Below are 15,011 nucleotides of genomic sequence, written 5' to 3' on the forward strand. Positions count from 1 at the left end.
AGGTTTTTGAACCAATGAGCTTTTTTAAGAAATTAAAAGAAAAATTTACGCAGCAAACCGATTCAGTATCAGAAAAGTTTAAAGATGGACTTGAAAAAACGAGAAATTCGTTTCAGGGAAAAGTAAATGAACTCATTTCTCGCTATCGTAAAGTGGATGAAGACTTTTTTGAAGAACTAGAAGAAGTGTTAATCGGTGCTGATGTTGGTTTCACGACTGTGATGGAACTGATTGATGAGCTGAAAAAAGAAGTGAAATTAAGAAACATTCAAGACCCAAGTGAAGTACAAGCAGTCATCTCTGAAAAACTCGTGGAGATTTATAATAGCGGCGAGGAACAAATCTCTGAACTGAACATTGAAGACGGCCGTTTAAATATTATTTTATTTGTAGGCGTGAACGGTGTCGGTAAAACCACAACTATTGGTAAGCTGGCAAACAAGCTGAAAAATGAAGGGAAATCCGTCATTTTAGCAGCAGGTGATACGTTCCGTGCTGGGGCGATTGAGCAGCTTGAAGTATGGGGCGAGCGCTCTGGTGTTCCTGTTGTTAAACAAACAGCAGGCTCTGACCCGGCAGCGGTCATCTATGATGCCGTTCAATCAGCTAAAGCCAAAAAAGCAGATGTCCTGATTTGTGATACAGCAGGCAGACTGCAAAACAAAGTCAACTTGATGAAAGAGCTGGAGAAGGTCAAGAGAGTCATTGAACGCGAAGTGCCCGATGCACCTCACGAAGTACTGCTTGCCCTTGATGCGACAACGGGTCAAAATGCGATGGCGCAAGCGAAGGAATTTTCTAAAGCGACAAACGTGACAGGTATCGCATTAACAAAGCTTGACGGTACTGCAAAAGGCGGGATTGTTCTTGCCATTCGCAATGAGCTCAACATCCCTGTAAAACTTGTCGGATTAGGTGAAAAAGTAGACGATCTGCAAGAGTTCGATGCTGAATCGTATGTGTACGGATTATTCTCAGACATCATTGATCAAGAAGACTAATCAAGATGCCGGCAAAATTGCCGGCATTTTTATTTAAATATCGCCGCAGGAAGTGACAAGATAAAAACTTGACACATAGATCAGAACCGTGTAAACTTAGTTGTTGTAAAGGGAATGAACTTAACAAAGGGGAGAGAGCCCATGACGCTTGAAAAGACAACGAGAATGAACTACTTGTTTGATTTCTACCAATCGTTGTTGACCGCAAAACAAAAGAGCTACATGTCGCTTTACTACCTAGACGATTTTTCCCTCGGTGAAATTGCGGATGAATATGAAGTATCAAGACAGGCTGTTTATGATAATATTAAACGGACTGAAGCGATGCTTGAACAATATGAAGAAAAGCTGCTCTTGTTTAAGAAATTTAAAGAGCGTAAAGAACTTCTCACAAAAATGAGAGAGCTTGTAGCAGATTCCGCGCAAAAGGAAGAAGCAGAAGCTTTAATTGAATCGCTTGAGAAATTAGATTAGGAGGCGGCACAGTATGGCATTTGAAGGATTAGCCGACCGACTGCAGCAGACGATTTCAAAAATCCGCGGCAAAGGAAAAGTGTCAGAGCAAGATGTAAAAGAAATGATGCGCGAGGTACGCCTTGCCCTTCTTGAAGCTGACGTCAATTTTAAAGTAGTCAAAGACTTTGTGAAAAAAGTAAGCGAGCGGGCAGTTGGGCAAGAGGTCATGCAAAGTCTTACCCCAGGACAACAGGTCATTAAAGTTGTAAAAGAAGAACTCACTGAATTAATGGGCGGGGAAGAGAGCAAAATCGCTGTAGCGAAAAAATCTCCAACTGTCATTATGATGGTTGGTCTTCAAGGGGCAGGTAAAACGACCACAACTGGAAAGCTTGCCAACTTACTTCGCAAAAAACATAATCGCAAGCCGATGATGGTGGCCGCTGATATTTACAGACCAGCAGCGATCCAGCAGCTTCAAACGCTTGGGAAACAGCTTGATATGCCCGTATTCTCATTAGGTGATCAAGTTAGTCCTGTCGAAATTGCCAAACAGGCAATTGAAAAAGCGAAAGAAGAACATCACGATTATGTCATTTTAGATACAGCAGGACGTCTTCATATTGATGAAGACTTAATGGATGAACTTCAGAAAGTAAAAGAAGTCGCAAATCCAGAAGAGATTTTCCTCGTTGTTGACTCGATGACTGGTCAAGATGCTGTCAATGTCGCAAAAAGCTTTAATGAACAGCTTGGTTTAACAGGTGTTGTTCTTACAAAACTAGACGGTGATACGCGAGGCGGGGCAGCACTTTCAATTCGTGCAGTCACAAATACGCCGATTAAATTCGCCGCACTAGGTGAAAAGCTTGATGCAATTGAACCATTCCATCCGGAGCGGATGGCATCGAGAATTCTTGGCATGGGAGATGTGCTCACGCTTATTGAAAAAGCACAAGCAAACGTTGACCAAGATAAAGCGAAAGAGCTTGAACAAAAAATGCGGACAATGAGCTTCACGCTCGATGATTTCCTCGAGCAGCTTGGGCAGGTTCGTAACATGGGTCCACTTGACGAACTGATCCAAATGATGCCGGGAGCCGGTAAAATGAAAGGGCTCAAAAACGTCCAAGTAGACGAAAAGCAGCTCAATCACATCGAAGCGATCATTAAATCAATGACGACCGAGGAAAAAGAACAGCCAGAGGTCATCAATGCAAGCCGCAGAAAACGGATTGCAAAAGGAAGCGGAACATCTGTACAGGAAGTCAATCGCCTTTTAAAACAATTTGACGAAATGAAAAAGATGATGAAGCAAATGACCAACATGTCCAGAGGAAAGAAAAAAGGCGGCTTTAAATTACCATTTATGTAATTGGTTATACATGATAAAACCGTTGTTAAGAAAAAACACTTTACAAACCCTTTTATCATTGTTAATATACTATCTTGTTGAAATATTTTCGGAGGTGCTAGTAAAATGGCAGTAAAAATTCGTTTAAAACGTATGGGATCAAAAAGATCTCCTTTCTATCGTATTGTTGTAGCAGATTCTCGTTCACCACGTGACGGTCGTTTCATCGAAACAGTTGGAACATACAATCCAGTCTTATCACCAGCTGAGGTGAAAATCAACGAAGAATTAGCACTTAAATGGCTTCAAAATGGTGCGAAACCATCTGATACAGTTCGTAACCTTTTCTCAAGCCAAGGAATTCTTGAAAAATTTCATAATGCGAAAAACAGCAAATAATGAATGAGCTGTCCTTGGAAGAATTGATTGTGTCCATCGTCGAGCCACTTGTTGATTTCCCTGAAGATATTCACGTATCTTCATTAGAAAAAGATGAGCAGGTCATTTACACACTGTCTGTCAATGCTGAAGATACCGGAAAAGTGATCGGAAAGCAGGGACGCACAGCAAAAGCGATACGAACAGTCATGTTTGCAGCAAGTGCAGAGTCTTCTAAGAAAGTTCAACTTGAGATTGCTGACTAAAAAGGGAGAGGGCTTAGGACCTCCCCTTTTTTTACACGTTTAAATCTATTTTTCGTTATACTGTAGAGGACAAATGCCTTCGGATAGGGGGACAAAAAGGAAGATGCAGATCATTCAACATGTCACCGTCATGCAAGTATTAACTGAAAGCAGTAAGGACAAACTGTTAACGACTTTTTTGGAGAAAAAAGAAAGACTAGAACGTGAGTGCAATCAACTATATTTTCAACTAAAAAAGCATGAAAAAGAACCACATCAGCAAGAAGCCATCCCTCAATTTCAAAAAGCCATTGAAAAAAGACAAGAAAAAATGAGGCAAATTGATTTTCAAGTCGAGCAGCTGCATATCTTGCCTCTTGGCAGTGAAATGAAAGAAACAGAAGTGGATGCGCTGGTTGAAGTAAAAATAGGTGATAAATGGGATGACAAAATGCAAGACAATGTCATCGTCGTGAAAGACGGCACCATTGTGGAAATACGTCAGGGGTGATTGAGAACATGGAGCTAGAATGGTTGAATGTCGGAAAGATTGTCAATACACATGGAGTGCGCGGAGAAGTACGTGTCGTGTCAAAGACTGATTTCCCAGAAGAACGCTACAAAAAAGGCAGCGTCCTTTATATTTTCAAACAAAACCAAAAAGAACCGCTAAAAGTGACTGTCGCATCACATAGACAGCACAAACAATTTGATTTACTGACATTTGAAGAAGTCGGCTCATTAAATGAAGCTGAGCAATTAAAAGAGTCGATTTTAAAAGTAGAAAAAGAACATCTTGGTTCATTAGATGAAGGGGAATTTTATTTCCACGAAATCATCGGCTGTGAAGTATATGATGAAGAGGATAAACTGATTGGCCAAATCAAAGAGGTTTTAACGCCAGGGGCAAATGATGTATGGGTGGTTGGAAGAAAAGGCAAAAAAGATGCCCTCATTCCTTATATTCCATCTGTCGTCAAAACAGTTGATATTTTATCCAAGAAAGTACACATTGAAGTGATGGAAGGACTCATTGACGAATGAAAATTGACTTTTTAACACTGTTTCCTGAAATGTTTGAAGGAGTGCTTCACTCATCGATCTTAAAAAAAGCTCAGGAAAAAGATGCGGTCTCATTTGATGTCGTGAATTTCAGGGAGTATTCGGATCATAAACATAAAACAGTGGATGACTATCCGTATGGGGGCGGTGCTGGCATGGTTCTGAAAGCACAGCCTGTATTTGATGCGGTAGAAGATTTAACGAAAAAAGCAAACAAGAAGCCCCGTATTATTCTTGTCTGTCCTCAAGGAGAAAGATATACACAAAAGAAAGCAGAAGAGCTTGCAAAAGAAGAGCATCTTATGTTCATTTGCGGCCACTATGAAGGCTACGATGAGCGCATCAGGGAACATCTTGTCACAGATGAAATCTCAATCGGAGATTTCGTTCTCACAGGCGGAGAGCTGCCGGCGATGATGATTGCAGACAGTGTGGTCAGGCTTTTGCCTCATGTGCTTGGAAAAGAAGCGTCTCATATCGAAGATTCATTTAGTACAGGTCTGCTTGAGCACCCGCACTATACAAGACCAGCTGATTATAAAGGATTGAAAGTACCGGATGTGCTTCTCTCTGGAAATCATGCCAAAATTGAAGAGTGGCGGCGTAAAGAATCGTTGAAGCGAACCTATACAAGACGGCCAGATTTGATTGATTCTTGCAAAACATTAACGGATGAAGAAAAAAGATGGCTTTGGCAGCTTCATAATGACTAGATTGTATTGCACAAGGTATACAGGTGTGGTATGATACTACTTGTGACTTGGACGGCTTGCCGATTCAAGTTTGAAAACGATGTTCCGCTGCAATGAAGAAAGAGGACATGAGCATCTGTTGGAAGGAGTTGAAAACGATGCAACATTTGATTGAAGAAATCACAAAAGAACAATTGCGCACTGATCTTCCTGCGTTCCGTCCTGGTGACACTTTACGTGTACACGTTAAAGTTGTCGAGGGTACTCGTGAGCGTATCCAGATCTTTGAAGGTGTTGTAATTAAGCGTCGTGGTGGTGGAATCAGCGAAACTTTCACAGTTCGTAAGATCTCTTACGGTGTAGGCGTTGAGCGTACATTCCCTGTACACACACCAAAAATCGCTAACATCGAAGTTGTACGTCACGGTAAGGTACGTCGTGCGAAACTTTACTACCTACGTGAACTTCGCGGTAAAGCGGCTCGTATCAAAGAAATCAGACGATAATGATATCAAAGGAAAGAGCTTGTTACCTGTAACAGGCTCTTTTTTTGTACAATGTATAGAGACAACCGTTAGAAGAGAGAAGGTGCACATATGACAATTCAATGGTTTCCAGGCCATATGGCAAAAGCAAGACGGGAAGTCACAGAAAAATTAAAGCTCATCGACATCGTATTTGAATTAACCGATGCAAGGATTCCGATGTCCTCTAGAAACCCAATGATTGAAGAAATCCTCCAAAACAAACCGAAAATTATGCTTTTAAACAAAGCAGATAAAGCAGATCCTCGTATGACAAAAGAGTGGCAGGCACACTTTGAAGCGCAAGGTGTACGGTCACTTGCCATTAATTCTGTCGATGGACAAGGTTTAAATCAAATCATTACGACATCAAAAGAAATCTTAAAAGAAAAGTTCGATCGAATGAAAGCAAAAGGCGTTAAGCCGCGTGCCATTCGAGCTTTGATTATTGGAATTCCCAATGTCGGCAAATCAACACTGATCAATCGGTTGGCAAAGAAAAATATTGCGAAAACAGGAGATCGACCTGGTATTACGACGTCACAGCAATGGGTGAAGGTAGGAAAAGAACTTGAACTGCTCGATACCCCCGGAATTCTCTGGCCGAAATTTGAAGATGAACAAGTAGGTCTTAGACTGGCCGTCACCGGAGCGATTAAAGACTCAATTATCAACTTGCAGGATGTCGCAGTTTATGCGCTGCGCTTTTTAGAAGAGCACTATCCAGAGCGATTAAAAAAACGCTATGATCTAGCAGAAATACCTGAAGATACAGTTGAGCTGTTTGATGCTATTGGCACAAAACGCGGCTGTCTGATGAGTGGAGGATTCATTAATTACGACAAAACGACCGAAATCATTATTCGGGATATTCGAACGGAAAAATTTGGTCCCCTCACTTTTGAGAAGCCTGAAAGCTAAAAGACACGCAGCTCATGCGGGTCTTTATTTTTTGCGAAAAACTGCCGATATAAAGAAGGAGGCTGAGGAAAAGCCAATGTACACGGTCAAACAAATAAAAGAATTAATAGAACAACATGCTGACGACGAGTCATACATTCGTGAACTATTGAAAGACGATACAAGAATAAGTGTCCAGAAGCTGATGGACAAATGGAACAAAGACAGAGAAAAGCAGCAAGAACTGCATGCAGCATGGAAGCAAATGCTTCAATTTGAAACCAAAGCAAAAGCGCAAGGATACACTTATATTGCAGGCATAGATGAAGCGGGAAGAGGACCACTCGCTGGTCCAGTTGTTGCGGCAGCTGTGATATTAAAAGAAGATACCGTCCTACTCGGTTTAAATGATTCAAAACAGCTATCTGAGAAAAAAAGAATGACCTATTATGAGCTCATTCAAAAGGAAGCACTCGACATCGGCATCGGCATTGTTGATGCGGCAACGATTGACGAAATCAATATATACGAAGCATCAAGACTGGCGATGGTGAGGGCTGTAAAGCAGCTCACTCACACACCTGATTATCTACTCATAGATGCGATGACGCTCCCGCTTCCTACTCAACAGGAGAATATCATCAAAGGAGATGCTAAAAGCGCATCCATCGCAGCTGGTGCATGTATTGCCAAAGTGACAAGGGACATGATGATGGAAGAGTATGGACGACAGTACCCTGAGTATCAATTTGAAAAACATAAAGGGTATGGAACGAAAGAGCACCTGGCTGCCATTCAAGCACATGGCGCCACACCTATCCACCGGTTATCATTTGCACCAGTGAAATCTGTTATTTCATAAATATTTTGACACAAGGAGGCTGCCTGTGATGACAAGAGTTGAAGATATACATACTGCACTGAATAGTCGGCTGAATACGGTAGAATCTGTTCCGCTTAACACGGAAGGAAAGGAAAATATTCACCGGCTCATTCTTGGCAAAGTACTAAAAATGCTTGGTGATGATACAGCGCTTGTTCAAATAGGCGCTACCAAAATAAAAGCGCAGCTAGCGGCTCAGCTCAAAGCCGATTCTTTCTACTGGTTCCAATTAGAACAAGAAGGTGGAGGCAGCCTGAGTAAATTAAGACCTGTTCAGCAATTTGACCAAGATCCTAAAACATTAAAGGATGCCGCAGCTAAACTACTAGAAGGTTTGTCGCTTAAAAATGGACTTGAACAAATGTTAACAGCTACAGCCTTTTTAAAAGAAAAACCGGTCATCAACGAAGCAGAGTTAAAAACGGCAGTAAAATGGATTGAACAACTTCAAGGCACGGATATCAAAAAAGGTCTGCAGGCACTTCTTTTTGCTTTAAAGAAAGATTTGCCGATTCAGCAAGGAGTGCTCCAATCAATATTAGCGATGAAATCCCCCTCTGCACTTCATCAGGATGTGACAGCACTGCTAGATCGATTAACACAGCTTCCGAAGCAATCAGAAGCCACACAGGCTCTTACACAGGCCGTTCGTGCGGTCGTAAATACTGAGACAACCGTTCATGCAGAAAAGCTCTTATCGGTGCTTCTAGGAGCAAAAGAAGGCCAAACGAAGCAAGGAGAAAGCTTGCAGGTGCAGCCTCATATCAATCCGGCTCAGCAAACAAAGCAGAGCCAGCCCGCCTCTATACAACAAGGGCGACAGGCGGATACAGTGAATCAGAACAGCGTGCAGCAATTATTAAGTCCAAAACAGCTCCCGCTTCAGCAAATAGAACGCATTCTGACAAGCATCACAAAGCAAGGAGCAGACGGACAGCAGCAGCTTGATGTAAAACAGCTCACATCACTGGTTCAAGCAGTCCAGCAGGCAGGACCACAGGCTGACGCAAAGGCAGCCGTGCTTCAAAAGGAATTTCCGTTTCTTTCAAAAACAGAGGCAAACGCATTGGCAAAGGTCATTCAGCAGACTGAACCAGCATTAAGCAATAAAACCGATGTACTCGATTTACTGATGACGATGAAAAAAGCGATAGGTGTACGAGATGAAATTGGGATGCTGAAATTACTGGAAAAGGGCAGCCAAGATGTCAAAAGCCAAGAGCTTCACCAATTAAAGATGGTTTTAAATGATGCGAGGCAAGCTGATGTTCCGGAGCCCGTAAAAAAAGAAGTGGATCAATTATTTCATAGATTAAATGGGCAGTTACTAGTGCATCAGGAAAACCAAACAGTTAGTCAAATGATGGTCTCTTACCCTCTTTTCTCAAAACATAGTGTTCAAGATTTAACCTTTATTCTAAAAGGGCATAAGAAAAAAGATGGCTCTATTGATATTTCTCAGTGCCGTTTAATGTTTTATTTAAACATGGAAAACTTAGAAGAAACGTTAATAGACTGTACGATTCAGCAAAAAGTGATGTCAATTACAGTCGAGACGGCTCACGAACTGCAAGGAACCATTAATCCAATGATTCCAGCTGTTCGAGAGAATTTAAATGCCCTAGGGTATAGTTTAACAGGGATTACAGCGAAAAAGAGAGAAGAGCCAATTGATCCGTCTCACTTTCTAGATGAACACTTTCATAAAATCAGCGAGAAAGGGCTGGACTTACGAGTATGAAGAATTCAAAACCGCTTAGAAGAGCGGTCGCTCTACACTATGATGAAGAAAAACAAAAGGCGCCAAAAGTCGTTGCAACAGGCAGCGGCTATGTGGCTGATCATATTATTGAAGAAGCTCAAAAAGCTGGGGTCCCTATCCAAGAAGACCGAAATTTAGTAGAACTGATGCGCCACTTAACGCTCGATGAGGAAATCCCAGAAGCGTTATACGATACTGTAGCAGAAATATTTTCATTTATCTATCGATTGGATCAAAAAATGAAAAAATAAGGTAAAATAAGTGTTTTGACTGAAAAATTTATATTTTTAATAAAATAAAAGTTTGAATGTTTAGAAGGATTTTACGATTTTACATAGAACCCTAGACATTCTCTTTTTTATTCTTTAAAATGAAAGCGCAGTCTATTTTATAATTTTTGTTTCTACATATGTTGGGAGGATGGGAAATGAATATCCATGAGTACCAAGGAAAAGAAATCCTAAGAAAATATGGGGTTTCAGTTCCAAATGGTAAAGTAGCATTTACACCTGATGAAGCAGTGAAAGCATCAGAAGAGCTAGGAAGCTCTGTATATGTCGTAAAAGCACAGATTCATGCAGGCGGCCGTGGTAAAGCAGGTGGGGTAAAAATTGCAAAAACAAAAGATGAAGTGAAAGGGTTTGCAGAGGAATTGCTCGGCAAGACACTAGTCACACATCAAACAGGGCCTGAAGGGCGCGAAATAAAACGCTTACTTATTGAAGAAGGCTGCGATATTCAAAAAGAGTACTATGTAGGACTCGTTTTGGATAGAGCGACATCAAGAATTGTTTTGATGGCTTCTGAAGAAGGCGGTACTGAAATTGAAGAAGTAGCAGAAAAAACGCCAGAAAAAATCGTGAAAGTGGTCATCGACCCAGCGATTGGTCTTCAAGCCTATCAGGCGAGAGAAGTCGCGTTTAAAATTAATATTCCAACAAAATTAGTTGGTCAAGCTGTTAAGTTTATGACAAGCCTTTACAATGCGTTTATTGAAAAGGATTGTTCAATTGCCGAGATAAATCCTCTTGTTGTAACAGGTGATGGAAAAGTCATGGCACTTGATGCAAAATTAAACTTTGATAGCAATGCCTTATATAGACAAAAAGATATATTAGAATACCGTGACCTTGATGAAGAAGATCCAAAGGAGATTGAAGCATCTAAATATGACCTAAGCTACATTTCTCTAGACGGGAATATTGGCTGTATGGTGAATGGAGCAGGCCTTGCGATGTCTACAATGGATATCATCAAGCATTACGGCGGGGACCCTGCAAACTTCCTTGATGTTGGCGGCGGTGCAACTGCTGAAAAAGTAACGGAAGCATTTAAAATCATCTTATCTGATCAAAATGTCAAAGGGATTTTCGTGAACATTTTTGGCGGCATCATGAAATGTGATGTCATCGCAGAAGGTGTTGTTGAAGCGACGAAACAAGTCGGCTTAACATTACCACTCGTTGTACGTCTTGAAGGAACAAACGTTGAATTAGGGAAGAAAATCCTGAGTGATTCAGGCTTAAATATCACTTCTGCTGAGTCTATGGCTGACGGGGCAGAAAAGATTGTATCTTTAGTCAAGTAGAGCAGAAAGGCAGGGAACCTAAATGAGTGTATTTATTAATAAAAATACGAGAGTAATTGTTCAGGGGATTACCGGTTCAACCGCATTATTCCATACAAAACAAATGATTGAGTATGGAACAAATATCGTTGGCGGTGTCACACCTGGAAAAGGTGGAACTGAAGTAGAGGGAGTTCCTGTATTTAATACTGTATCTGAAGCAGTACAGACAACTGGAGCAAATGCTTCTGTTATCTATGTACCAGCACCGTTTGCAGCAGACGCCATTTTAGAGGCTGTTGATGCAGAAGTGGATCTAGTGATTTGTATCACAGAACACATTCCAGTTCTGGATATGGTTAAAGTGAAACGCTATATGGAAGGTAAGAAGACAAGACTTGTTGGGCCGAACTGTCCTGGCGTGATTACACCTGAAGAATGTAAAATTGGCATCATGCCTGGCTACATTCATAAAAAAGGTCATGTTGGTGTTGTGTCTCGTTCTGGAACGCTTACATATGAAGCGGTACATCAGCTTTCAGAGGCTGGTGTTGGTCAATCAACAGCTGTAGGAATTGGCGGAGACCCTGTCAATGGCACGAACTTTATTGATGTATTAAAAGCCTTCAATGAAGATCCTGAAACGCATGCAGTGATCATGATTGGTGAAATCGGTGGTACAGCTGAAGAAGAAGCAGCTGAATGGGTAAAAGCAAATATGACCAAGCCGGTTGTTGGCTTTATTGGCGGTAAAACAGCGCCTCCAGGAAAACGCATGGGACATGCTGGTGCCATTATTTCTGGTGGTAAAGGAACTGCTGATGAAAAAGTAAAAACAATGCGTGAATGTGGAATTGAAGTGGCAGAGACACCATCTGTCATGGGAGAAACCTTAATTAAAGTGTTAAAAGAGAAGAATCTCTTCGAAGCTTGTAAAACGCATTAATGACACAAGAAGACTTGTTCTTTGACAAGTCTTCTTCTTTCTATCTTAAACTGGAGGAATGGTATGTACAACGTGTCCGAAAGAATGATTTTTCACCGCTTAAAAGGCCTCATCTCACCCTCTTTGTTAACAAAATGGTGGAAAGTCGATCCTAAGCTATATATAAATGAAGAAACACATCATTTCAAACAGGATCGATCATTACAAAAGATCGACTTTACCCGCTTACTACAAGCTGAAGAAAATGAATTCCCCATTTTTCAACACATCGTTCAAGCCTATTTAAAGCAAAATATTCACATGATTCCCATCACATCACCTTTATATCCCAGCTCACTAAAACACATTTATGATCCTCCCCCAGTATTATTCCTAAAAGGAAACGTTACCTATTTAAATGAAGAAAAAAGTTTAGGTGTAGTAGGTACACGAGTGCCATCCTCTTATGGAGAAGCGTGCGTGAAGAAAATTGTTGGAGAACTTGTAGAGGAAGATTGGATGATTGTAAGTGGTTTAGCAAAAGGAATTGATGGACTTGCACACAAAGAATGCATACGGAAAAAAGGAAAAACGATTGGTGTTGTAGCTGGCGGCTTTCAACATGTATATCCAAAAGAACATGTGCAAATGGCTCAATATATGGGAGAACATCATTTGCTGTTGTCAGAGCATCCGCCTTATATCAAACCAGAAAAATGGCATTTCCCAATGAGAAACCGATTAATTAGTGCCCTGACAAGAGGAACCATCGTGATCCAGTGCAAAGAAAAGAGCGGTTCGCTTATTACAGCCTACCAGGCATTAGAGCAAGGAAAAGAAGTGTTTGCTGTTGCAGGATCGATCTTTGATTCTAATTCTATAGGTCCAGCTAGACTGATTCAGCAAGGTGCCAAGCTTGTTCATTCAACGAAGGATATTTTAGAGGAATTCTCCTTGAGTGGTGTTCAATATACTGAACTCCCATAAAAATATCGTTTGACAAAAGACATCGGAATATTTAATAATAGTGAGGATTTAAGTTTACACTTTGTTTTTCGTGTTTATAATGATGTTCATCATAAAGAATTTTTAACGATTGCCTGTTAGATAGGTGCAATTAACATAAATATAAATTTGTGAAATGGATAAAGAGAGAACACCTCTTAAGGGGGATTTTGAGTATGGCTGATTATTTAGTCATCGTTGAGTCGCCAGCAAAGGCGAAAACGATTGAGCGTTATTTAGGAAAAAAGTATAAAGTAAAGGCTTCAATGGGGCACATAAGAGATTTACCGAAAAGTCAGCTTGGTGTTGACACTGAGCATGACTTCGAACCGAGATATATTACGATTCGAGGAAAAGGTCCAGTCTTAAAAGAATTAAAAACAGCAGCGAAGAAAGCAAAAAAAGTATATCTCGCAGCTGACCCCGACAGAGAGGGAGAAGCGATTGCTTGGCATTTAGCTCACAGCCTTGACCTTGACCTCTCTTCGGATTGCCGCGTTGTCTTTAACGAGATTACGAAAGATGCAATTAAAGATTCCTTTAAACATCCACGTATGATCAATATGGACTTGGTGGATGCGCAGCAGGCAAGACGGATTTTAGATCGTCTCGTTGGATATAAAATTAGCCCGATTTTATGGAAGAAAGTCAAAAAGGGCTTAAGCGCCGGTCGTGTTCAATCAGTTGCACTCCGCCTGATTATTGACCGCGAGAATGAAATTAATGAATTCAAACCAGAAGAATACTGGACAATTGATGGCACCTTCCTAAAAGGGAAAGAAAGCTTTGAAGCGAGTTTCTTTGGCGTAAATGGCAAAAAACATCCGCTAAAAACAAAAGAAGATGTAAAAGAAATCCTTTCGAAATTAAAAGGAAGCAAGTTTTCTGTTGAAAAAGTGACGAAAAAAGAACGTAAACGTAACCCAGCTGTTCCGTTTACAACATCTACCTTACAACAAGAGGCAGCAAGAAAACTAAATTTCCGTGCGAAGAAAACAATGATGATTGCACAGCAATTATATGAAGGAATTGATCTTGGTAAAGAAGGTACAGTAGGTCTCATTACATATATGAGAACGGACTCAACACGTATTTCCAATACGGCAATTGAAGAAGTATCTGCTTTCATTGATCAAACGTACGGCAAGAATTTCTTGAATACAACAAAACGTACTGCCAAAAAGAACGAAAATGCACAGGATGCTCACGAAGCCATCCGCCCGACTTCTACGCTAAGAAAACCAGCAGATGTCAAACACGTGCTAAGCAGAGATCAGCTTCGTCTTTATAAATTGATTTGGGAACGTTTTGTGGCAAGCCAAATGGCACCAGCTGTTCTTGATACAATGAGTGTGGATCTTGAAAATAACGGGCTTACTTTCCGTGCAAATGGAAGTAAGGTGAAATTCCCTGGATTTATGAAAGTATATGTTGAAGGGAAGGACGACCAGTTAGAAGAAAAGGACAAAATGCTTCCTGATCTGAAAGAGGGGGATACCGTTCTTTCAAAAGATATTGAACCAGAGCAGCACTTCACGCAGCCGCCTCCACGTTACACTGAGGCAAGACTTGTCAAAACCCTTGAAGAGCTAGGTATTGGCCGCCCATCGACGTATGCACCAACATTAGATACCATTCAAAAGCGGGGCTATGTGGCACTTGATAACAAACGGTTTATTCCAACAGAGCTTGGAGAGATTGTGCTCAACTTAATAATTGAATTCTTCCCTGAAATCATTAACGTAGAATTTACTGCGAAAATGGAAAAAGAACTTGATAGCGTTGAAGAAGGTACGATTGAATGGGTACGCATTATCGACAGTTTCTATCAAGACTTTGCAAAACGGGTAGAAAAAGCAGAAGCAGAGATGCAGGAAGTTGAGATCGAGCCTGAATACGCCGGAGTTGATTGCGAAGAGTGTGGTCATCCAATGGTGTACAAAATGGGGAGATACGGTAAGTTCATGGCTTGCTCTAATTTCCCTGACTGCCGTAACACAAAACCAATTGTCAAAGATATTGGTGTCAAATGCCCGACTTGTCACGAAGGAAATATCGTTGAACGGAAATCTAAGAAGCGCCGCATTTTTTACGGTTGCGATCGTTTTCCAGAGTGTGAATTCGTCTCTTGGGACAAACCAATTGAAAGAAAGTGTCCAAAATGCGAAAATATGCTTGTAGAGAAAAAGCTGAAAAAAGGCATTCAAGTTCAATGTGTGTCCTGTGATTATAAAGAGGAACAACAAAAATAGCGGTG

The 15,011-nt window shown here is 41.0% G+C and carries 17 protein-coding genes; all 17 read left to right on the forward strand.

All coding sequences use genetic code 11. The features are described from left to right. Positions 1-14: 14 nt before the first annotated feature. The 17 genes from ftsY to topA all read left to right on the forward strand — a co-directional run bounded on the left by ftsY (position 15) and on the right by topA (position 15,006). A complete protein-coding gene (ftsY, locus tag NST57_RS08400; protein WP_007499644.1) occupies positions 15-1,001 on the forward strand; it encodes a signal recognition particle-docking protein FtsY in 987 nt (328 codons plus the stop codon). A gap of 141 nt (positions 1,002-1,142) precedes the next feature. After that, positions 1,143-1,475 carry a putative DNA-binding protein gene (locus tag NST57_RS08405; protein WP_008344844.1) on the forward strand — a complete coding sequence of 111 codons (333 nt, stop codon included), beginning with the start codon at positions 1,143-1,145 and terminating at the stop codon, positions 1,473-1,475. 13 nt (positions 1,476-1,488) lie between these two features. Then, positions 1,489-2,832: a signal recognition particle protein gene (gene ffh, locus NST57_RS08410; RefSeq protein ID WP_341298388.1), complete on the forward strand. Its 1,344-nt coding sequence runs from the start codon at positions 1,489-1,491 to the stop codon at positions 2,830-2,832. Between the two features lie 105 nt (positions 2,833-2,937). Continuing rightward, a complete protein-coding gene (gene rpsP, locus NST57_RS08415) occupies positions 2,938-3,210 on the forward strand; it encodes a 30S ribosomal protein S16 (RefSeq protein ID WP_003212139.1) in 273 nt (90 codons plus the stop codon). Continuing rightward, positions 3,210-3,455, forward strand: coding sequence for a KH domain-containing protein (locus tag NST57_RS08420; protein WP_012009937.1), 246 nt, complete (start codon positions 3,210-3,212; stop codon positions 3,453-3,455). Before rpsP ends, NST57_RS08420 begins: the two co-directional genes overlap by 1 nt. 103 nt (positions 3,456-3,558) lie before the next feature. Next, on the forward strand, positions 3,559-3,945 hold the full coding sequence (locus NST57_RS08425) for a YlqD family protein (RefSeq protein ID WP_046526650.1): 387 nt from the start codon (positions 3,559-3,561) through the stop codon (positions 3,943-3,945). An 8-nt stretch (positions 3,946-3,953) separates the two neighbouring features. Then, complete coding sequence (gene rimM, locus NST57_RS08430; RefSeq protein ID WP_341298389.1) at positions 3,954-4,478, forward strand: ribosome maturation factor RimM; 525 nt, start codon at positions 3,954-3,956, stop codon at positions 4,476-4,478. After that, the gene (gene trmD / locus NST57_RS08435) at positions 4,475-5,209 is read left to right on the forward strand and encodes a tRNA (guanosine(37)-N1)-methyltransferase TrmD (RefSeq protein ID WP_007499635.1); all 735 of its coding nucleotides are present in this window, start codon (positions 4,475-4,477) and stop codon (positions 5,207-5,209) included. The genes rimM and trmD overlap by 4 nt, the downstream gene beginning before the upstream one ends. A gap of 137 nt (positions 5,210-5,346) precedes the next feature. Further along, on the forward strand, positions 5,347-5,694 hold the full coding sequence (gene rplS, locus NST57_RS08440; protein WP_003212364.1) for a 50S ribosomal protein L19: 348 nt from the start codon (positions 5,347-5,349) through the stop codon (positions 5,692-5,694). Positions 5,695-5,784: 90 nt separating this feature from the next. Next, positions 5,785-6,633: a ribosome biogenesis GTPase YlqF gene (gene ylqF / locus NST57_RS08445; RefSeq protein WP_007499632.1), complete on the forward strand. Its 849-nt coding sequence runs from the start codon at positions 5,785-5,787 to the stop codon at positions 6,631-6,633. A 76-nt stretch (positions 6,634-6,709) separates the two neighbouring features. Continuing rightward, positions 6,710-7,474 carry a ribonuclease HII gene (locus tag NST57_RS08450; protein ID WP_341298390.1) on the forward strand — a complete coding sequence of 255 codons (765 nt, stop codon included), beginning with the start codon at positions 6,710-6,712 and terminating at the stop codon, positions 7,472-7,474. Between the two features lie 28 nt (positions 7,475-7,502). Next, positions 7,503-9,236: a glycosyltransferase gene (locus NST57_RS08455; protein WP_341298391.1), complete on the forward strand. Its 1,734-nt coding sequence runs from the start codon at positions 7,503-7,505 to the stop codon at positions 9,234-9,236. Beyond that, positions 9,233-9,508 (forward strand): FlhB-like flagellar biosynthesis protein, encoded by a 276-nt coding sequence (locus NST57_RS08460; protein ID WP_341298392.1) that lies wholly within the window; start codon positions 9,233-9,235, stop codon positions 9,506-9,508. The genes NST57_RS08455 and NST57_RS08460 overlap by 4 nt, the downstream gene beginning before the upstream one ends. A gap of 176 nt (positions 9,509-9,684) precedes the next feature. Then, complete coding sequence (gene sucC / locus NST57_RS08465) at positions 9,685-10,845, forward strand: ADP-forming succinate--CoA ligase subunit beta (protein WP_008344824.1); 1,161 nt, start codon at positions 9,685-9,687, stop codon at positions 10,843-10,845. Positions 10,846-10,867: 22 nt separating this feature from the next. Further along, entirely contained in the window at positions 10,868-11,770 is a 903-nt protein-coding gene (sucD, locus tag NST57_RS08470; protein ID WP_007499624.1) for a succinate--CoA ligase subunit alpha, read from the forward strand. A 63-nt stretch (positions 11,771-11,833) separates the two neighbouring features. Further along, positions 11,834-12,736 (forward strand): DNA-processing protein DprA, encoded by a 903-nt coding sequence (gene dprA, locus NST57_RS08475; protein WP_142155031.1) that lies wholly within the window; start codon positions 11,834-11,836, stop codon positions 12,734-12,736. Positions 12,737-12,930: 194 nt separating this feature from the next. Continuing rightward, a complete protein-coding gene (gene topA / locus NST57_RS08480) occupies positions 12,931-15,006 on the forward strand; it encodes a type I DNA topoisomerase (RefSeq protein ID WP_142155032.1) in 2,076 nt (691 codons plus the stop codon). Positions 15,007-15,011: the final 5 nt, after the last annotated feature.

The organism is Bacillus sp. FSL M8-0077, assembly GCF_038050255.1.
GTDB classification, from domain to species: domain Bacteria; phylum Bacillota; class Bacilli; order Bacillales; family Bacillaceae; genus Bacillus; species Bacillus altitudinis.